Source organism: Cryobacterium aureum, from assembly GCF_002954245.1.
In the GTDB taxonomy this organism is placed as follows: Bacteria; Actinomycetota; Actinomycetes; order Actinomycetales; family Microbacteriaceae; genus Cryobacterium; species Cryobacterium aureum.
Window position 1 is genome coordinate 437,038 of the sequence record NZ_PPTG01000009.1, and the last position, 19,062, is coordinate 456,099.

The window sequence follows — 19,062 nt, forward strand, 5'->3', positions numbered from 1 at the left end:
GCGCCGTCAGAAGACTGACGGGCCCGGTACGTGATCAGAAAATGTGAGGTGCGGCTCGCCCTGTTCGAGCGGCGAGAAATAGCCAGCGATCGTGGCAGGCATCACGCCGTCAAGCGTCGGTGGTGACCACCGCGGTTGGCGGTCCTTGTCGACCACCTGAGCACGTACTCCCTCAGAGAAATCGTGCGAGCGATGGGCCCGCACCGAGACTCGAAACTCCTGCTCGAGGGCGGCTTCAAGGCTCGGCAGGTGCGCGGCGCTGCGCAGCGCAGCGAGCGTGACCGCCAACGCCGTTGGCGACTTTGCGCCCATCGCCTCCGCCGCTGCCCGCGCCTCGTCGGTAGCGAGGGTGTTCAATCGGTCGATGATGGCCGCAACGCTGTCGGCCTCGAAGGCGTGGTCGATCCAAGGCCGCTGAGCCCTGAGCGGCGGGGCGGGTGCGGCCTGGGCGAGCGCTGCGATCGCGGGGGCGGCATCCGTCGTTGCCAGAAGCGCAATGAACTGCGCAATCCGATCGGACGTGATGAATGAATCGGCCAGACCGAGCGTGATCGCATCTGCCGCCCGCACAAAACCGGCCGTCAGCGCGAGAAATGTGCCCAGCTCGCCCGGCGCATGGGAGAGCAGCCAGGTTCCGCCGACGTCCGGCACGAAACCGATTCCGGTTTCGGGCATTCCGAGCGACGAGTGCTCGGTCACGACCCGATGCGAACCGTGCGCGGACAGCCCGATGCCGCCGCCGAGCACGAGTCCGTCCATGATCGCTACAAAGGGCTTCGCATACCTCGAGATGTTGGCGTTGAGGCGGTACTCATCCTGAAAGAAGGCAGCAGCGGCCGAGCCGTCACCGGTGGTGGCGTCACGGTAGAGCGAGAGGATGTCCCCGCCCGCGCAGAGCCCACGGTCGCCGCTTCCGGTCAGCAGCACGGTACGCACCTGGGGGTCGTCGGCCCAGTCGTCGAGCATCGACTGGATGGCGGTCACCATGCCGTGGGTGAGCGCGTTGATCGCTCTCGGCCGGTTCAGGGTGATGTGGCCGACCTGCCCGATGCGGGCGAAAAGCACCTCTGGCACGAAGTGTCCCTCGGGCTCCGCCGGCGCCAGCGCGGTCATGCCGCGTCATCCACGAGGGCACGGCCAACGATGAGACGCATGATCTCGTTTGACCCCTCGAGAATCTGGTGCACCCGCAGATCGCGCACGACCTTTTCGATGCCGTAGTCCGCCAGATACCCGTAGCCGCCGTGCAGTTGCAGCGCGGCGTTGGCCGCGGTGAAACTGACATCCGTGGCAAAGCGCTTGGCCATCGCGCACAGCGAGACGACGTCGGGGGCGTTCGTGTCGAGGGCCCAGGCGGCGCGTCGCAGCAGCCCCCGTGCGGCCTGCAGCTCGGTCTCCATGTCGGCGAGCGTGAACAACAGCGATTGCTGTTCCACCAGCAGTTTGCCGAAGGCCCTGCGCTCTTTGAGATACCGCACGGCCTGATCGAGGGCCCACTGGGCGCCACCGAGGGAACACGCTCCCATATTGACGCGGCCACCGTTGAGACCCTTCATGGCGATGTGAAAGCCGGTTCCCTCCTCGCCGAGCAGGTTGGCGACCGGAACGCGCACGTTGTCGAACACCACCTGGCGGGTGGGCTGTGCGTTCCAGCCCATCTTTTTCTCATTGGGGCCAAACGAGAGCCCCGGAGTGCCGTCGGGCACGACGATGGCGCTGATGCCCTTCGGTCCCGGCCCGCCGGTGCGTGTCATCACGATGTACACGCTTGAGGAGCCGGCACCCGAAATGAACTGCTTCACCCCGTTGATGACGTACTCGTCGCCGTCGCGCACAGCGGATGTCGTCAGCGCGGACGCGTCGGATCCGGCCTCCGGCTCGGTGAGGCAGTAGCTGCCGAGCTGCTCCATCGAGGCGAGGGCGGGAACCCACTGCTGGCGCTGCTCCTCGTTGCCGTAGGTGTCGATCATCCAGACCACCATGTTGTGGATCGAGATGTACGCCGCAATAGCCGTATCACCCTTGGCAATCTCTTCGAAGATGAGCACGGCGTCGCTGCGGGTCAGGCCGGCTCCGCCGACGTCTTCCTGCGCGTAGATGCCGCCGAGACCTAGTTCACCGGCCTCGCGCAACACGTCCACCGGAAAGTGCTTGGTCTGATCCCATTCGATCGCGTGGGGGGCCAGCGCGGAGGTGGCAAAATCCCGTACGGCGCCGACGAGTGCCTCTTGGTCCTCAGTAAGGTCGTACATGTCAGTGCATCTGGGGCATGACGAAGCTCGCGCCCTCTTTGATTCCGGAGGGCCAGCGCGACGTGACCGTCTTGGTTTTCGTATAGAACTTGAACGAATCGGTACCGAACTGGTTCAGATCGCCAAAGCCGGACTTCTTCCACCCCCCGAAGCTGTGGTACGCGATGGGCACCGGAATCGGAACGTTCACTCCGACCATGCCGGTGTTGACGCGGGCCGTGAAGTCGCGGGCGGTGTCACCATCGCGGGTGAAGATGGACACCCCGTTGCCGTACATGTGCTCCGACGGCAGACGCAGGGCCGCCTCATAATCTTCGGCACGGGTGACGATGAGCACCGGGCCGAAGACCTCTTCCAGGTAGATCCTCATCGACGGGGTCACGTGGTCGAAGAGTGTCGGGCCGAGATAGAAACCGTTCTCAAAGCCGTCGACGACGAAACCGCGCCCGTCGGCGAGCAGTTCGGCACCCTCATCGATGCCGATCTGAATGTACTCGGAGACCTTCGCCACGGCGGCCTCCGACACGAGGGGGCCGTAGTCGGAGTTTGGGTCGAGGGCCGGGCCGACCTTGAGGCTTCTGACCCGCTCGACGAGTTTGGCCACGAGCGCGTCAGCCGTGGCCTCTCCCACGGGCACCGCGACGGAAATGGCCATGCAGCGCTCCCCCGCTGAACCATATCCGGCACCGATGAGGGCATCGGCGACCTGATCCAGATCTGCGTCCGGCATGATGATCATGTGGTTCTTGGCACCACCGAAGCACTGGGCGCGTTTGCCCTGGGCCGCGGCCGTCTCGTAGATGTATTGGGCGATCGGGGTCGACCCCACGAAGCCGATCGCCTTGACTCGATCGTCATTCAGCAGCGTGTCGACGGCTTCCTTGTCGCCGTTGACGACGTTGAACACCCCCTCGGGCAGTCCGGCCTCGATGAACAGCTCGCCGAGGGCCAGCGGAACGGATGGGTCACGCTCCGACGGCTTGAGGATGAACGCGTTACCGGCCGCGAGGGCGGGGCCGGCCTTCCACAGCGGAATCATCGCGGGAAAGTTGAAGGGCGTAATGCCGGCGACGACGCCGAGCGGCTGGCGCATCGAGTAGACGTCGATTCCGGTTCCCGCGCCGGTCGTGTAGTCGCCCTTCAGCAGGTGCGGAGCGCCCACAGCAAATTCGACGACCTCGACTCCGCGCTGGATGTCACCCTTCGCATCCTCGAAGGTCTTGCCGTGCTCGGAGGAGAGCAGCCGGGCGAGTGAGTCCATGTCGCGCTCAACGAGTGCGAGAAAGCGCAATAGCACGCGGGCGCGGCGCTGGGGGTTCCAGGCGGCCCACTCGACCTGTGCAATTTCTGCATTGGCGATGACGGCTTCAACTTCGGCCTGGGAGGCCAGCGGCACGCGTCCCTGCACGGCTCCCGTGCTCGGGTCAAAGACATCGCCGAAGCGACCGGAGGTGCCCTCGATGTGCTTTCCGCCGACGAAGTGGGTCAATTCTCGAACCAGCGTCAATTCCTGAACCATCGAATCTCCTGCTTTCCGGTCACCGCTATGGTGACTCGCTCACGAACAATATACTAGGAAGTACAAGTATTTACTAGGTAGCACAAGTAAATGAAATGGTAGTCGGCAGCGGAATCAGCGCGTGACGGATCCCGTCAGGGCTGCGATGGAGCGCAGAAAGAGCGGCCGCGCGGCGAACCAGGCAGCGACCATGACGATCACCGAGACGGCAAATATCCAGAAACCGACCCAGCTCTCGCTGTCGCTTCCCCCGTACATGTGGTTCAGATTGCGCAACAGGCCGGTACTGAACACCAGCGCCACGTGCACGACGATGAAGAAGACGAAGTAGAGCATCACGGGAAAGTGGATGGCCCTGGCCAGTTCCAACGGATAGGCCCGGTTGAGCGCGACCGCATTTTTGGGCCAGGCACCGGACAGCCGCAGCCCGGTAATGACGGCCAGCGGCGCCGCAATGAACACCGTGACGAAGTAGGCCAGAAGCTGCAGGCTGTTGTAGTTGATCCACCCGTTTTCGGTGGGCCAGTTCAGCGAGGTATACTGCAGGCCGGCGGACAGCGCATTGGGAAATACGTCCCAACTTATAGGCACGAGGCGCAGCCACTGGCCGGTCGCGAAGATCAGCACGTAGAAGACGAGCCCGTTGAGCACCCAGAGCGCGTCGAGGCTGAGGTGAAACCAGAGGGTCAGGCTGATCTTGGCCGGAGGATTCTTGGTTCGCATCAGGCCCGTGTTGTTACGCGTCCAGTTCGCCGTTGGCCGGGTGGTCGTGCGCACCTGCCACCCGCTGCGAATGATCAGCAGCAGGAAGAACGAGCTCAGAAAGTGCTGCCAGGCGAGCCAGGCCGGAAACCCGACGGGAGCCCCGGCCGGCACTGCTGCCTCACCGGGATACTCGGCCAGAAACGACTGGACCCCCGGCAAGGTCCGCAGCCCCTGCGTAACCAGAACGACGGCGGCTAGCCCGACCAGCACCGCCGGAACGATCCAGACCAGCTTGAACCACTTGCTCGTGCGCATGGGCGTGGCCTACTTCTTGCCGCGGGACTCGATCGCCGCGATGAGCTGCGGCACCACGGTGAAGACATCCCCGACGATGCCGAAGTCGGCGATGTCGAAAATGGGGGCGTCCGCGTCTTTGTTGATGGCCACGATCGTCTTGGCGGTTTGCATTCCCGCGCGGTGCTGAATGGCGCCCGAGATGCCGAGTGCCACGTAGAGCTGCGGCGAGACGGTGACACCGGTCTGACCGACCTGGCACGCCTGCGCGACGAAACCGGCATCGACCGCCGCACGGGAGGCCCCTACGGCGGCGCCGAGCGCATCCGCCAGCTGATCTACGAGTGAAAACTTCTCCTGCGAGCCGAGCCCTCGGCCTCCGGACACGACCCGGGTCGCACCGCGCAGCCCCGGCCGGGTCGACGCGACGACGACGTCAATGACCTCATCGATCACGGCCGAGTTGCTGGCGTCGCTCGTCAGCGACACGGTCGTGACGACGGGCACCGCGGCATCCGCTGCCCCTTCGATCACACCTTCGCGAACGGTCACGATCATCGGCCCGCCCTGCACGGTGGATTCGACCGTGTACGCGCCGCCGAACACCGAGTGAGTGGCGACGATGGTCAGGCCCTCGGAGCGCAAGTTGACCGCATCGATCACGAGTCCGGCACCAATTCGCACCCCCAGGCGGGCGGCAACGTCACGGCCTTCGACCGAATTCACCGTCAGAATTGCTCCGGGTGCCAGGGTCGACACGGCCGCGGCCAGGGCGTCGACCTGCGGCGCGACCAGCAGCGTGCCCCCCTGGTCGATCTCGGCCAGGAACACCTGAGCGGCTCCGAGATTACCGAGTCGTTCGACGAGTGCGCTTCCCGCCCCCGGCGTGGTGACCACGACGGCGACCGGAGAGCCAATCCGGGCGGCGGCAGCGAGCAGCGATGAGGTCGAGTCCCTCAGGTCGCCGTTACTGGAAACTTCGATGAGCGCAAGAATGTTCGACATGGACGAGTCCTTTTCCTAAATCAGGTGGCCAGCGACGAGAAAATCCGCGAGCTCGACGCCGGCGTTTCCCTCATCAACGATTTTTGTGCCCGCGGTGCGGGCCGGACGCTTGGTCGCCTGCAGCACCACAGAACGCCCCACACCGGCGAAGGTGACGGCCGGGTCGATGCCGAGGTCGCCGAGCGATGCCACCCGAAAAGGCTTCTTCTTGGCCGACATGATGCCTCGGAAGTTGGGAAAACGGGCCTCCGGCAGGTTCTCGGTGATCGAGATGACTGCCGGCAGGGACGCGTGCACGCGCAGAGTTCCCTGCCCGGTCGCGCGCTCCCCGGCCACCTGGTCAGCGGAGATGTCGACGGACTCCAGAAATGTCATGTGCGCAAGGCCCAGGTGTTCAGCCACCATGGCGGGCACAACGCCGCCACCGCCATCCGTCGACTCGTTGCCCGCGATGACCAGGTCGAATCCGGTGCTCGTGAGCGCGGCCGCGATCGCGGCAGCGGTCCAGCCGGCATCAGCACCCTCAAGCGCGGCATCCAGAACGTGAACGGCCGAGTCGGCACCCATGGCCAACCCCTTACGCAGGCCCACCGTGACCGCTTTCGACCCCATCGACAGCACGACCACTTCGGTGCCCTTGTGGGCGTCTTTGTAGCTCAGCGCCACTTCGAGCGCGCGCTCGTCGATCTCATCGATGACGGCGTCGCTGCCCGCACGATCGATCCAGCCGGTCGTTGGGTCCAGGGTTCGCTCGCCATATGTATCCGGCACCTGCTTCACGAGAACAATGATCTTCACTTTTTCACTCCTTATATATAGGCGAGCCAGGCAGCAAGTACAGCTTCCTCAGTAATATACTAGGAAGGTCTAGCATTTACTAGGACTTAGTTATATATTTTTTAGAGAATCCACCTACGACACCTCTCACCTTTGGAGCAAGAAATGAAGAATTCCGTCATCGTCGCCGGCGCCCGCACACCGATTGGAAAACTGCTCGGCTCGCTCGGCTCGCTCACCGCCGCGGAGCTCGGCGGCGTTGCCGTGCGGTCAGCGCTGGAACGGGCGGGGATCGCCGCTACCGAGGTTGACGCGGTCATCATGGGAAACGTGGTGCAGGCCGGCGTCGGCGCTAACCCGGCCAGGCTTGCGGCAATCAGCGGGGGCATCCCGCTGTCCGTCCCGGCCACAACCGTCAATAAACTCTGTCTTTCGGGCCTCACCGCTCTCGCACAGGCCGACCAGGCCATTCGCACCGGGTACAGCACCATCGTGGTCGCCGGCGGATTCGAGTCGATGACCAACGCTCCCTACCTGCTTCGCGGCGCGCGCAAGGGCTTCAAACACGGCCCCACCGCGCTTGAAGACGCTCTCGACCGGGACGCGCTGACCTGTGGCATCGAACAGCAGAGCATGGGGGCATCCACTGAACAGCACCAGGCCCCCCTGAACATCAGCCGCGCCGAACAGGACGAATTCTCCGCGTCATCCCATCAAAAGGCTGCCGCAGCGATCGCGGCCGGTCGTTTCGCCGGTGAGATCACACCCGTGACCGTGACGACGCGCGCGGGCGACACCATCGTCGACACCGATGAAGGAGTGCGCGGGGGTGCCACTGCCGAGAAACTCAGCGGCCTGCGCCCAGCGTTCGCCGTTGACGGAACGATCACGGCCGGATCATCGGCTCAGCTCTCCGACGGCGGCGCCGCCCTCGTCGTGATGGACAAGGACGAAGCAATCCGTCGCGGGCTCGACTGGCTGGCCGAGATCGTCAGCTACGGTACGGTCGCCGGCCCCGATGCGTCGCTGCTGCTGCAGCCCGCCGGTGCGATTCGGGACGCACTGCGTCGCTCGGGTTCGCTCGCGATCGGTGACCTGGATGTCGTGGAAATCAACGAGGCATTTGCCGGCGTCGCGCTCGCATCGACTCGGCAGCTGGGGCTCGACATCGACCGGGTCAATCCCAACGGAGGATCGATCGCCCTTGGCCATCCCGTCGGGATGAGTGGTGCCCGCCTCGTGCTGACCCTGGCTCTCGAACTGAAGCGTCGCGGCGGCGGCATCGGCGCCGCCGCCCTCTGCGGGGGCGGCGGCCAGGGAGACGCACTCATCATTCGCGTTCCCCGCAACGACTGACGGAAACCAAAAGAGTACACCGCCCTCGCGGACGGTGTACTCTTTTTGGCGGACGGGCGAGCCTAGGCGGTAGCGCCGACCTTCTCGGGAAGCTTGATGCGCGGTGCCACTTCCTTGGACAAAAGCTCCAGCGAGTGGAACCACGGAGCGGGGTCGTCGTAGTAGTCGTGGGATTCGACCTGCAGCGTTCCCCAGCCGCCACTCTTCTCGAAGAGGGTGCTGATCTTGTCCACAACGGTGTCGGGCGAGCCGACCACGAAGACGTTGTCAACGATCCACTCAAGGTTGACGTCGCCTCGCTCGGCGCCGGCGTCCTTGATGAAACCGTCCATCATGCCGAAGCGGAACCAGATCGGGATCAGGTAGTGCTCGAAGCAGTATCCGATAGGGCCCTCCATGACCTCGCGCTTGGCTTCCTTGTCGGTGTCGCCCACGAAGACGGTCTGCGACACGTGGTAGCGGGCCCGGTCGGGCACGTGCCCATTGGCGAGCGCTGCGGTGGAGTAGGTCTCCCAGTGAGTCTTGAGCGCGTCCAGCCCAGAGAAGATGGAGATCGGGCGGAATCCCCGCTCCCCGGCGAATTTCATCGACGGAGACTTCGCGCTGAATCCGGTGACGGCGATCTCCGGGGCGACTCCGCCCCAGGGGCTGAAGTCCGCGAGCAGGTGCTGCTCATCGTTTGGATCGTCTGAAACCGTCTGCTCCGGGTAGCCGGCATTCCAGAACTTGCCCTCGAAGAAGAACGGATCCCGCTTCCAGATTTTCTCCATGATCTCGAGCGACTCACGCACCATCGTGTTGGTGAATTCGGTGTCCGCACCATTCTTGATCCCGTGGATCAAGGAGGACTGAGGATAGGCCCCCGCGCCGATTCCCAGGAAGTAGCGGCCCTGCAGGATCTGTGACAGCCAGCCAATCTGAATGGCCAGCTTGGCCGGGTGCTGATGCGGGAGGATGTGCGCCATCGGCGCGAATCTGATGTGTTCCGTCTGCAGCGCCGCCGCAGCGATGATGAGTTCCGGGTTAGGGATGTTCTCCCACTGCTGCGAGGCGTGCTCGGAGATCATCATCGACGTCAGGCCCGCCTTGTCGGCGGCGATCGCACTCTGCACGCCCCACTCGAACGTCTCTCGAGCCGTGTGCTCCGGCCGCATGTACGGGTGAAAGATCAAACCAGTTTCCATTGCCATTTTTCTGCCCTCTTCGTTGAAGTAGTTTGGTGCAAATCGGTGTTCGGTGAAAGTCGTGTGCGTGCGCGCAGCCGGCTTGCTACGCGAAGAAGATGTCGTAGGCGTGCTTGGTGTCCATGTATTCCTTGACCCGAAGAATCTTGCCTTCGGACATCTCGAACAGAAAGTGGTAGCTGTTCTGGTAGACGCGGCCGTTGTTCAGCTCGGCGAAAGACTCCGCTTCAACGGCAACCTTGTCTCCCTGGGCGATCGCGGAGGTCGGAGTCATCGCCAGCGCCCCGAGGGTATACACCGAGGTGACGCCGGTGAGGAGCTCACCAAAGGCCGCTTTCGTGTAGGTACCGGACATTCCCTCAATGCCACCTGATACCCAGTACGTGGCGTCGGGATGCAGCAGTTCCAGAATGTCCGCCACGTTTCCCGTAGAGAAAACCGCGGCGAATTGATTGGCCAACTCCACGTTCTGCTCCGGCGTTGTCCTGGTTATGGTCATGTCGCGCTCCTTTACGTGCCTCGGGGGAGAACGTCATCGTTCCGGGGACCCCCGCTCCTGCTCCTGAGGCACCGGCGGGGAGTATTACCGCCCCCGCGCCTCGATGTATAAACCCTTTCACAGGTACGTTGACCCTGTCAACGGAAACGTTGAAAATTCAAGTCTCGGCACTGATCCGGTGGCGCCGTTTACGCGTCGTTCAGCGCCATTTCGCTCAATTCCCACCGCAGGCCACCTTGTTGATCTTCGTGGCCGACATGGGCCACTCGGAGGCGGTCTTGTCCGGATCGCGGCAGCACCCCTCCATCAGCAGGTACCCGCGCACCAAGATCTCTCCGATGGTTCCGCGAGGGCTGTCGAGCCCGGTCTCGGGGTCGATGATGCGCACCTCGACGCCACTTACCGGTTTACCCCCGGTCGTCGCGCGCATCTCCGCGGAGCCGTCGAGAGGGGACATCGCGTAGTAACCCGAGAGCTCCGACATGCCGGAGCCATTGACGTGGGTCGCCTGCGGCAACATCGCCTGGACTTCACGAAGAAAACTCGCAGGCCCGATCAGGCTGATCGAGGTGACGGTCGCGAGATCGTCCGGGCTGAATCCCGGAGCGGTCCCCAAGCCGTTCATGATCGCCTGAAATCATGGCCAGAGCGAGGTCACACGGTGTTGACGAATCAGCTCGAGAGCGCGCGGGCCGTCGAAATGGGTATCCGACACGAAGGTGCCGCCGAGCCCGATCGACCCGAGCATGACCTGCATTGCGGCAATGTGAAAAAGCGGCCCCGGGCACCAATCACCGTAGAACGACTTCACGTTCACTCACCGTCAGAGTACGCCGTGGGGTGCGGGGCCCGACGGCGACAATGCGCACGGTGCGCTCGAGCGCCGTACGGCCCGCGCCGAACTTGATCGCGTTAGGCAACGACGGCCTAATGCGTGGGTGGGTAATTGGACGCGGCGGGCGCACCCCCGGGCCAGCGCACGGGCGTCTCGCTCGTCAACGACGTCTGTACGTCCGCCCAATCACCGACATGGATAGTGCGCATATTGCGCTTAGCGAAGACCCAACGATCGTTCTCGCGCAGGTACTCATCTTCGTAGCGCACGGCGCCGAACACGCTCGTTCCTCCCACGGCGATCTCCAAGTGTGCACCCACCAGACCAGTCGCATGGTCTTCGTCCTGGAAGTCGATCAGCACGTAGTGCGGGGTGTGAATCGTCGTTCCGAAGGCCGTTCTCGCACCCTTGATCATGCTCGCGATTCCTGCCCCGCCAGCGGCACCCTCAAACCCGCCCGCGGCGAATGAGGATGTTTCGGCGAAGCTCGCGGCGATGGCGTCGTAATCGTCGAAATCGGACGCAAGAAAATACCTCACCGCGAGATCATGGATCTCGCCCCGATCTTCCAGCCGCCGAATGCGGGATTCCAAGCTTGTCGATTCCAGGGTGGTCACGGCGAGATTCCTTTCGGTGAGTTCCTCGCAAGTTCGGCACTTCGGCTCGCTAAGGGCCGACAGCAACCGGGATCAATTTCAACATCCGCGTCGACACCTGAACGCTACTAGGAACATTTGTGCGGGGTCAAGGAAAGAGCGGATCTTCTCAACATCTCCGTTGACTTTTCAACGCACTCGTTGACAAACAATCGCAGACGGGCCTAACCTTCGAATGCATCGACACCTGTGTCCGACGATTTTTACCCACAACAGCAGTCAATTTCGGGCGGACAAGGCATATCTCAAAGGAGAGACCAGATGGAATGCGGAATCTTTCACACGCCGTATATGCGGCCCGGACGCACGGACAAAGAGACTTTCGAATACTCAATGATGCTCGCCAAGGCTGCTGACAGCTTTGGCTATCGTGATTTCATGGTCGGTGAGCACGGCATGCAGGCGTGGGAGAACATCCCGAACCCTGAACTGCTCATCGTCGCGGCCGCGCAGGTGACCGAGCGAATGAGATTCGCGCCGATGGCGCACATCGTGCCGCTGCACAATCCCTCGTCGCTGGCGGTGCAGGTCGGTTACACCTCACAGCTGCTTCAGGACCGCTACTTTCTCGGCGTCGGTGCGGGATCCTGGGAAAACGAAGCCGTTCTCCGGGGCCAGCCGGGCGATCTCTCCGAAGCTCACCCGCGACTCCTCGAGGGCCTCGAGGTCATGGACAAGGTCTGGCGCCGCCAACCGTTCGCGCACGAGGGCAAATACTACAAGGCCGCGTGGCTCGAGTCGGGCATCGATGCCGGATCCGTGGATCACCATGACGCCTTCGACCTCAAAGACGGTGAGGAGTACCACGCCCTGGCCGACCATTCCCCGTATGGCGGCGCCGACGGCCTCGAAATCGCCATCACGGGCCTCAGTAAGGGTTCTCCGTCTCACGTATTGGCCGGTCAGCGTGGGTGGACCCCGATTTCGTTCTACGGCGGTTCTACGCTGCTTCGGTCGCAGTGGGACGTCTACTCCGCAGCCGTCGAAGCGCGTGGCGACGTGCCCGACGGATCCCGCTTCAAGGTTGCTCGCGACGTCTTCGTTGCCAGGACCGACGAAGAGGCGAAGGAACAGGCCAAGAACGGAGCACTGGGCCACGCCTGGAGCAAGTACCTGATGCCCGTGTACAAGAAGTACCGCATCCTGCAGGGCTTCATCGACGACGCCGATGTGAAGGTCGACATCAACGATGTCGACCTCGACTACCTCGCCGATCACGTCTGGCTCTGCGGCTCCCCCGAGACCGTCATGGCCAAGATCGAGCGCACCTTCGAACAGACCGGCTTTCGTTACGGGCAGATCGCGGTCAACACGCACGATGCGCTCGATGACCCCGCACCCTGGGTCGAATCCCTGCGTCTGTTCGCCACAGAGGTCATGGCAAACATCGAGGTCGCGGGATCCAAGTCCCCAGTTCACGAGTTCGCGTAGTCACAAACAACGCACTTCCACGAACGGGGGCGGGCGATTCGTTGATTCACCCGCCCCGTTCGTGCTTAACAGGAAAGCAATAGGGTCATGACGGATTTACGCGGAAAAAAAATTATCGTCACCGGAGGTGCCCGAGGCATCGGCGAAGCAGCGGTACGAGCTTTCGCCCGCAGCGGCGCGGCGGTGGTGGCGATCGATCTCAATCAGAAACCCGGAGAATCCGTCGCCGCCGAAGCGACAGAGGCAGGGCCGGGCACAGTCAGATTTCTGCACGGGGATGTGTCGGATCGAGCCGGAATCGATGCGACCATCGATGCGGCCGTGGATCACCTGGGCGGTCTCGACGTGCTCGTGAACGTCGCGGGCATTCAGAAGCACGCTGCCGTACACGACATCCCGGACGACCTGATCGACCGGATCTTTCGAATCAATGTCTACGGCACGGTCTACACGAATTCGGCGGCCTTCCGCCACATGGCTGCCGGAGGCGGGGGCGCGATCATCAACTTCGGCTCCGAATCCGGACTCACGGCGGAGCCGAACAACGCGACCTACGGCATGACCAAGGCAGCGGTGCACAACTGGACTCGCAGCGTCGCTCGAGACTGGGGACCAGCGGGAATTCGCGTCAACGCGGTACTTCCCTACGTCGCCACCCCGATGTACACGGAGTTTCGAGCCGCCCTCACCCCCGAGGAACTGGCCGCCCACGATGTGTCGACGGCGGCACAGATCCCCCTTGGTGGGCGGTTTGGAGACGCGGATCTGGATCTCGCTCCCGTGCTCGTGTTTCTCGCCAGCGACGATTCACGATTCATCACCGGTCAGCTGCTTCCCGTCGACGGCGGCCTGATCTCCGTACGCTGACTGAACCAGCGCATGCGAAGATCCTGCCGGGATCGGCGCGAATGCTCCGCTCCCGGCAGGATCAGGGCCATCGCGACGTGACGGGGCAGCTGACGAATCGCGCGGTGCATTACACCCGATTCGCCGATGATGCCCGCCTTCACCTCGGGAAGACCGAACTGATATAACGGAGCGCATCGTCGCGGGAATCCTCAAAACCAGCCGCACGCATGAACGAATTATTCGGGACCCAGATCGTCCCGCCAGACTTCGACGTTGTGCCTCCGGGCATTCCGGCCTTCTCCAGCAGGAGCACGCTAGCGCCGGTTCGAGCCGCCGTGATCGCCGCCGCGAATCCGGCGGCTCCAGCGCCAACTACGATCACATCTGTTTCGACGTCCCAAATCTGTTGAGTCATACTCGCCTCATCCTCGCCACATTGCAGGTAGACGCCACCCTATGACCAGCCCATAGAAACTGTCAATACAAGCGTTGATTGGTGGCCGCAACCGGTCCACTGGCGAACCTCCTGCCGGCCCGATGGACGGCGTGGTTCGCGCATCCGTCGTCACGCGGTCCGCACCTTTCCTAAAGGTTCGAGGATCGACTGGTCACACGGCGGCATGGCGGCGCACCAGACGCATGACTTCGCCGCCGCCGATCTCGAGCTTTCCGGCGTCAATGAGGAAGTCGACGTGCGCCTCCGTCTCCGAGAGGGCGGCGCGCAGGTTGACATCGTGCAGACTCTCCCAGGAGCGGGACCAGCTGATCCGCTGGGCGATCGAGTACACCGAATAGCCTTCGCTGCTTCCCACGGCGTTAACGATCTCCTGTGCTCTTTCCCGGTGATGCCGGGCGAGATCGTCGGCTCGGTGAGCCAGGCCACTGAAACGATATTCGTGCGCCGGAAGCACTTCGAAGTCAGGCCACTGTTTCATCCGATCGAGCGACGAATAGTACTGCGCCAACGCCCCCCTACGGGTCCCGGTGGATGTGAGACCGACGTTGGAAGTGATGCGCGGAAGGATGTGATCACCGCTGAAGACGATCTCATTGTCTTCATCCACGATGCACACGTGTCCCGGAGTATGGCCAGGCGTCGCCACGACCCGAAGGGATCGTCCGGGAAGGGGCAAGAAGTCGCCGTCCTCGAGCGGAAGCGTAGTACGCGCAAGCCCCTGCATATACCGGATGGTCGCCGGTGGCGTGAGGAGCTCCCCCATCCGCTCGGGTGGAACTCCAATCTCCTCCAGCCAGCGCTGGTCAACTTCCGTAACGGATGCTTCGTCGTCGTAGAGGGCGAGCAACGCACTCTCACGCGGATGCATGCCAATCCATGCCCCCGACTGCCCGGCGATGTGCTCGGCCATTCCGAGATGATCGGGATGCAGATGCGTAGAGACGATGCCGACAATCGACTCGATTGTCATACCAGCCCGCTCGAGGCCGATTGCAATCTGTGAACGACCCCTTGCGCTATCAAAACCCGGATCGATGAGGAGACTCTGGCCCGCACCATTCATCACAAGATAGGCGAAGGTATAGCGCACTGGGGCTTGGCTGAAGTCCACGGGAATCGACCAGATATCCCCGCGCACGTGCTCGACCGGAGGCATCGTGCGATCCATCCAGGCTTGCTTCTGTACCGCTCCCGTGATCAGCATGGCATCCATTTTCTCATCTCGGGACCGGCCTGCTTGTCCCTCATGCGTCGTGGAGCGCCAGTTCGCTCAGTTCCCGGCGCAGGGCTACCTTGTTGACTTTTGTGGCCGACATTGGCCACTCGGATGTGGTCTTAAAGAAGATGGAACGAGGCACCTTGAAACTGGCGATCCTCCCCTGGCAATATTCAATGAGCTCATCCTCGGTAACCATTGCCCCCGCGGCAATCTCGACGAAAGCGACCGGAACTTCATCCAACCGTTCGTCTGGTCGACCGATGACCTCCGCCAACATCACGTACGGGTGGGTACAGAGGAACGCCTCGACCTCGATCGCCGGCACGTTCTCGCCCCCAACCTTGAGCATGTCCTTCAGCCGCCCCGCATACGTGATGTGTTCATGTTCGTCCTGGACATACAGGTCCCCCGTATGCAGCCACCCGTCCGCGTCGATCACCTCGGCGGTCTTCTCCGGATCGCGGTAATACCCCTCCATCAGCAGGTATCCGCGCACAAGGATCTCCCCGATAATTCCGCGGGGGGCGTCGAGTCCCGTCTCCGGGTCGATGATACGCACCTCGACGCCACTCACCGGTTTGCCCCCAGTTGTCGCCCGCATCTCCGCGGAGTCATCGAGGGGAGACATGGCGTAATATCCCGAAAGCTCCGACATCCCGGACCCATTGACGTGGATCGCCTGCGGCAGCATAGCTTGGATACCGCGAAGAAAACTCGGAGGCCCGATCAGGATGATCGAGGTGACACTCGCGAGATCATCCGGCATGAATCCCGGGGCGGTTGTCAGCCCGTTCATGATCGCCTGAAACCACGGCCAGAGCGAGGTGATGCGGTGTTTCCGGATCTGCTCGAGAGCACGCGGGCCGTCGAAATAGGTATCCGAGACGAAGGTCCCTCCGAGGCCGATCGACCCAATCATCACCTGCATCGCCGCAATGTGGAACAGCGGTCCCGGGCACCAGTAGACGTTGTGGTCGACAAGCGGCACGTTCTGGCGCATCCGCCCCATACTTCCCCGGCTGATCCCTTCGTGGGAAATCAGGCAGCCCTTCGGGTGCGCGGTCGTGCCCGACGTGTAAAGTATCATCGCAACATCCCTGACGCGAACCGTCGTGCGAATGGCTTCGATGAGTTCAGCCGGTGTCTCGGATGCTCTGGCGAAGAAACGATCCTGGCCGACAAATCCAGGACTGTCCGATCCGCGGAGCATCACGATGTGAGAAAGAGTCTTCGCCTCGGGAAGATCGAGCGGCGCACCCGCGACGGCTCCGGCCAACGACGGCAGGCTCTCTGACAGGATGGCGCGAAAGTCGGTGCGATCGGAAATCCGGTCCGTGGTGAGCACCACTCGCAGGCGGGAATGGTCGATCACATACCCGAGCTCGGCGCTGCGGAACCGCGCATTGAGTGGCACCACGACGCAGCCAAGAAGAGCGATCGCAAAATAGCCTTCGAGGAACTCTGGTGAATTCGGCATAAGCAGGCCAACATGGTCGCCGCGCCGCACGCCGAGCGCATAGAGTCCGCGGGCTGTGTGGACCGACCCGGCGAGCAGTTGCGCGTAGGTTAGCTCGTGGTCGGGGAAGGCAAGCGCCACCCGATCGGGATGCCGCGCCGCACTGCGGACGAGCAGGTCGCCGATCGGAACGGTGTCACTGAAAACGTTCATCGCTTCGAGCTCATGCCGAATACCGTACGCATCATTGCGTCCCATCTTCTTTGTGGAGTTGCCGCGACTCTGTTGGCGAAACCGTCGACGTAGTCCAAAATACGTGGACGTCCGACCATTTGTCAACACGATCGTTGAATGGATATATTTTTTTAGCCCGTAGGATCGATTCTCACGCGCATGTAGGCCTCCGCTCGCATAGTGAAGACAAGTTCTCCGGCGTCATTGAAAAGCTCTCCGAACTTGTGAACGAGACTGCGGGACTCATCTCGTGGCTCTATCGCAGTGATGGTTACGGTCCCGGTGAGGGTCATTTCCGGTCGCACCGGCCTAAGGAACTGCAGGTCCCGGATGCCCCGCCCCGCAATGATCTCCCAATCGCGATAGACGTGCGTCACCGCGAGTTTCTGGAAAATGCAGAGTGTATGCAGCCCACTGGCGATGATGCCATCGTAGAAGCCACGGGCCGCGATCTCGTCATCCATGTGAATGGGTTGCGGATCCCATTCCCCCGCGAATTCGAGGATCGCCTCACGTGATATCAAATAGCTGCCGATGGGGTACGACTCACCGACGACCAAGTCGCCTGCGAACACCGCATTGAGTGAAGCCATGAACAACTCGCTTTCGCCTCAGGACTTCGACGCGTACCACCTCAGGCGACCACGTCGTCCACCAAATTCGACATGGATTTCTCACATCGTAGCCCTCAGGATGACAGAGGCATGACGCTCAGTCAACACTTATGTAGAACAACGTCTTGTGACCATCGAAATTCACATCGTGCGCACACTCTTCACCGAACCACGGTTCAGCTAAAGCACTCCCTTCGGCGTGGGTCCGGCGGCGGCGATGCGCAAGGTGTGTTCGAGCGCACTGCGGCCCGCTCCGAGCTTGATCGCATTGCGCAGGTGGAGGCGCATGCCGGGAAGGTACCGGTGGCTCGGCGTCGCATCTACCGCAACGGAGATGAGTTCTTTCGTTAGATCCGTGAGATTATGCAAACGCCACGGCACCGCGCAATACAGGAAGAAGGCTTCGAACGCCTCAGGCGACATCCGGTTCAGTGCAGCGAGGAACCCCGGGATTTCGTCCTGCATCGTGGTCCAGTAACCGCCATCCCCGACATACATGTCCCAAAGCCTTTGGCGCTCGTTATCCCAGGGCGGCCCATCTGGCTCTGTCACCAGCAAGTCGAGGATCCGGGTCGCTTCGAAAAAGCTGTGCACCCCGGTGCCTGACACTAGAGTGATGACCTCCTGGACTTGCGCGGACGTCGCTCCGCCACAGAGAGCGCGCTCGATGTATTCACGGGTTCCGTCGACGTCTAGGGACATCGCCGATGCGCGGATTCCGAGCCCGATCATTGTCTCTGTCATCGAATCCAGAGGCTCGCCCTCGGGAAGGTCGGCCGTTAGAGCAGCCGACTGCCGATCGATATCAGCCTGGTGCACATCCGGTTGTTTCACGCTCGAGCCCCGCGCCCGCTGAACTCCGGAGCGCGTTTTTCACGGAATGCCGTGAGCGCCTCTCGCATGTCCTCTGTCCTGCTCGCAAGTACCTGGGTTCGGTTCTCGAGCGCCACTGCCGCGCCCAGAGAGGACGCAGCGGAGTTCGCGACGATGACCTGCTTGCTCATTCTCATCGAAAATGGGCTATTGGCGCTGATTGCCGCAGCGGTCGCGAGCGCGCGGTCGAGCACAGCACCATCCGCCACGACATCGGATACCAGCCCGATCGCCAGTGCTTCAGCGGAATCCACAAACCTGCCGGTGAGCATAATCTCAGTCGCCCGACCGAGCCCCACGATCCGCGGTAGGAACCAGGAGGCGCCGCAATCGCCGGCGGAGAGACCCACCCGCACGAACGCCGCGTTGAATTTCGCGGAGACGCTCGCGACCCGGATGTCACAGGCTAGGGCCAACGCAAATCCCGCCCCCGCGGCCGGACCATTGATCGCGCAGATCACCGGCACGCTCAGGGCGCTGAATCCGACTAGCGCGGCCGACCAGCGCTCCTGGGCGAGGAGAAATTCTTCGACGGACAGGCCGGGAAGTGTCGCCGCGATGTCCAGATCAAGTCCCGCGCAGAAGCCCCGCCCTTCGCCCGTGATGATGACGGCTCGCACATCGCTCGCCGCCTCGACCTCGGACTGGAGCCTCGCGAGGTCATCAAACATCTCGTCAGTGAGGGCATTGCGCCTATCTGGGCGGTTGAGAGTCGCGACCAGCACTCCAGGAACGGAGCAATCAACCGCGATGTCCACATAGCTGGCAGTCATAGTCCTCCTCTGGCGGGCCACACCGACCGCGCACCTCACTTTGCACGAAGGACGACCTTAAGTCAACGGTTAAG

General features: G+C 62.6%; 19 protein-coding genes. 3 read left to right on the top strand and 16 right to left on the bottom strand.

Annotated elements, in window-relative coordinates; all coding sequences use genetic code 11:
• Window positions 1–6: 6 nt before the first annotated feature.
• From CJ028_RS05005 to CJ028_RS05030, 6 genes are all read right to left on the bottom strand, one after another.
• Window positions 7–1,113: an enoyl-CoA hydratase/isomerase family protein gene (locus tag CJ028_RS05005; RefSeq protein ID WP_105034155.1), complete on the bottom strand. Its 1,107-nt coding sequence runs from the start codon at window positions 1,111–1,113 to the stop codon at window positions 7–9.
• On the bottom strand, window positions 1,110–2,252 hold the full coding sequence (locus CJ028_RS05010; RefSeq protein WP_105034156.1) for an acyl-CoA dehydrogenase family protein: 1,143 nt from the start codon (window positions 2,250–2,252) through the stop codon (window positions 1,110–1,112). The genes CJ028_RS05005 and CJ028_RS05010 overlap by 4 nt, the downstream gene beginning before the upstream one ends.
• 1 nt (window position 2,253) lies before the next feature.
• The gene (locus CJ028_RS05015; RefSeq protein WP_105034236.1) at window positions 2,254–3,753 is read right to left on the bottom strand and encodes a CoA-acylating methylmalonate-semialdehyde dehydrogenase; all 1,500 of its coding nucleotides are present in this window, start codon (window positions 3,751–3,753) and stop codon (window positions 2,254–2,256) included.
• A gap of 132 nt (window positions 3,754–3,885) precedes the next feature.
• The gene (locus CJ028_RS05020; RefSeq protein ID WP_105034157.1) at window positions 3,886–4,791 is read right to left on the bottom strand and encodes a cytochrome b/b6 domain-containing protein; all 906 of its coding nucleotides are present in this window, start codon (window positions 4,789–4,791) and stop codon (window positions 3,886–3,888) included.
• A 9-nt stretch (window positions 4,792–4,800) separates the two neighbouring features.
• Window positions 4,801–5,775 carry an electron transfer flavoprotein subunit alpha/FixB family protein gene (locus CJ028_RS05025; RefSeq protein WP_105034158.1) on the bottom strand — a complete coding sequence of 325 codons (975 nt, stop codon included), beginning with the start codon at window positions 5,773–5,775 and terminating at the stop codon, window positions 4,801–4,803.
• Between the two features lie 15 nt (window positions 5,776–5,790).
• Window positions 5,791–6,573: an electron transfer flavoprotein subunit beta/FixA family protein gene (locus CJ028_RS05030; RefSeq protein WP_105034159.1), complete on the bottom strand. Its 783-nt coding sequence runs from the start codon at window positions 6,571–6,573 to the stop codon at window positions 5,791–5,793.
• 144 nt (window positions 6,574–6,717) lie between these two features.
• Here CJ028_RS05030 and CJ028_RS05035 point away from each other — a divergent pair, with 144 nt between their 5' ends.
• Window positions 6,718–7,908, top strand: a complete 1,191-nt coding sequence (locus CJ028_RS05035) for an acetyl-CoA C-acyltransferase (RefSeq protein ID WP_105034160.1) — start codon at window positions 6,718–6,720, stop codon at window positions 7,906–7,908.
• A 62-nt stretch (window positions 7,909–7,970) separates the two neighbouring features.
• Here CJ028_RS05035 and CJ028_RS05040 read toward each other — a convergent pair whose 3' ends face one another.
• The 4 genes from CJ028_RS05040 to CJ028_RS05060 form a co-directional block, all read right to left on the bottom strand.
• Window positions 7,971–9,092 carry an LLM class flavin-dependent oxidoreductase gene (locus CJ028_RS05040; RefSeq protein ID WP_205683937.1) on the bottom strand — a complete coding sequence of 374 codons (1,122 nt, stop codon included), beginning with the start codon at window positions 9,090–9,092 and terminating at the stop codon, window positions 7,971–7,973.
• Window positions 9,093–9,177: 85 nt separating this feature from the next.
• Window positions 9,178–9,591 (bottom strand): nuclear transport factor 2 family protein, encoded by a 414-nt coding sequence (locus CJ028_RS05045; protein WP_105034162.1) that lies wholly within the window; start codon window positions 9,589–9,591, stop codon window positions 9,178–9,180.
• Window positions 9,592–9,805: 214 nt separating this feature from the next.
• Complete coding sequence (locus CJ028_RS05050) at window positions 9,806–10,216, bottom strand: AMP-binding protein (RefSeq protein ID WP_105034163.1); 411 nt, start codon at window positions 10,214–10,216, stop codon at window positions 9,806–9,808.
• Window positions 10,217–10,518: 302 nt separating this feature from the next.
• Complete coding sequence (locus tag CJ028_RS05060; protein ID WP_205683938.1) at window positions 10,519–11,043, bottom strand: nuclear transport factor 2 family protein; 525 nt, start codon at window positions 11,041–11,043, stop codon at window positions 10,519–10,521.
• 300 nt (window positions 11,044–11,343) lie between these two features.
• Between CJ028_RS05060 and CJ028_RS05065 the strand changes: the two genes are divergently transcribed.
• Together CJ028_RS05065 and CJ028_RS05070 are read left to right on the top strand one after the other, a co-directional pair.
• On the top strand, window positions 11,344–12,513 hold the full coding sequence (locus CJ028_RS05065; RefSeq protein ID WP_105034165.1) for an LLM class flavin-dependent oxidoreductase: 1,170 nt from the start codon (window positions 11,344–11,346) through the stop codon (window positions 12,511–12,513).
• 87 nt (window positions 12,514–12,600) lie between these two features.
• Window positions 12,601–13,380, top strand: a complete 780-nt coding sequence (locus CJ028_RS05070; RefSeq protein WP_105034166.1) for an SDR family NAD(P)-dependent oxidoreductase — start codon at window positions 12,601–12,603, stop codon at window positions 13,378–13,380.
• Between the two features lie 139 nt (window positions 13,381–13,519).
• Here the strand turns inward: CJ028_RS05070 and CJ028_RS05080 are convergent, their stop codons facing one another.
• The 6 genes from CJ028_RS05080 to CJ028_RS05105 form a co-directional block, all read right to left on the bottom strand.
• Window positions 13,520–13,777 (bottom strand): FAD-dependent oxidoreductase, encoded by a 258-nt coding sequence (locus CJ028_RS05080; protein ID WP_105034167.1) that lies wholly within the window; start codon window positions 13,775–13,777, stop codon window positions 13,520–13,522.
• Between the two features lie 193 nt (window positions 13,778–13,970).
• Window positions 13,971–15,032, bottom strand: a complete 1,062-nt coding sequence (locus tag CJ028_RS05085) for an MBL fold metallo-hydrolase (protein WP_105034168.1) — start codon at window positions 15,030–15,032, stop codon at window positions 13,971–13,973.
• A gap of 31 nt (window positions 15,033–15,063) precedes the next feature.
• Window positions 15,064–16,752 carry a class I adenylate-forming enzyme family protein gene (locus CJ028_RS05090; RefSeq protein WP_205683939.1) on the bottom strand — a complete coding sequence of 563 codons (1,689 nt, stop codon included), beginning with the start codon at window positions 16,750–16,752 and terminating at the stop codon, window positions 15,064–15,066.
• A 107-nt stretch (window positions 16,753–16,859) separates the two neighbouring features.
• Window positions 16,860–17,321 carry a MaoC/PaaZ C-terminal domain-containing protein gene (locus tag CJ028_RS05095; RefSeq protein ID WP_105034169.1) on the bottom strand — a complete coding sequence of 154 codons (462 nt, stop codon included), beginning with the start codon at window positions 17,319–17,321 and terminating at the stop codon, window positions 16,860–16,862.
• A 201-nt stretch (window positions 17,322–17,522) separates the two neighbouring features.
• Window positions 17,523–18,176, bottom strand: a complete 654-nt coding sequence (locus CJ028_RS05100; RefSeq protein ID WP_105034170.1) for a carboxymuconolactone decarboxylase family protein — start codon at window positions 18,174–18,176, stop codon at window positions 17,523–17,525.
• Window positions 18,173–18,988 carry an enoyl-CoA hydratase/isomerase family protein gene (locus CJ028_RS05105; protein WP_105034171.1) on the bottom strand — a complete coding sequence of 272 codons (816 nt, stop codon included), beginning with the start codon at window positions 18,986–18,988 and terminating at the stop codon, window positions 18,173–18,175. The genes CJ028_RS05100 and CJ028_RS05105 overlap by 4 nt, the downstream gene beginning before the upstream one ends.
• Window positions 18,989–19,062: the final 74 nt, after the last annotated feature.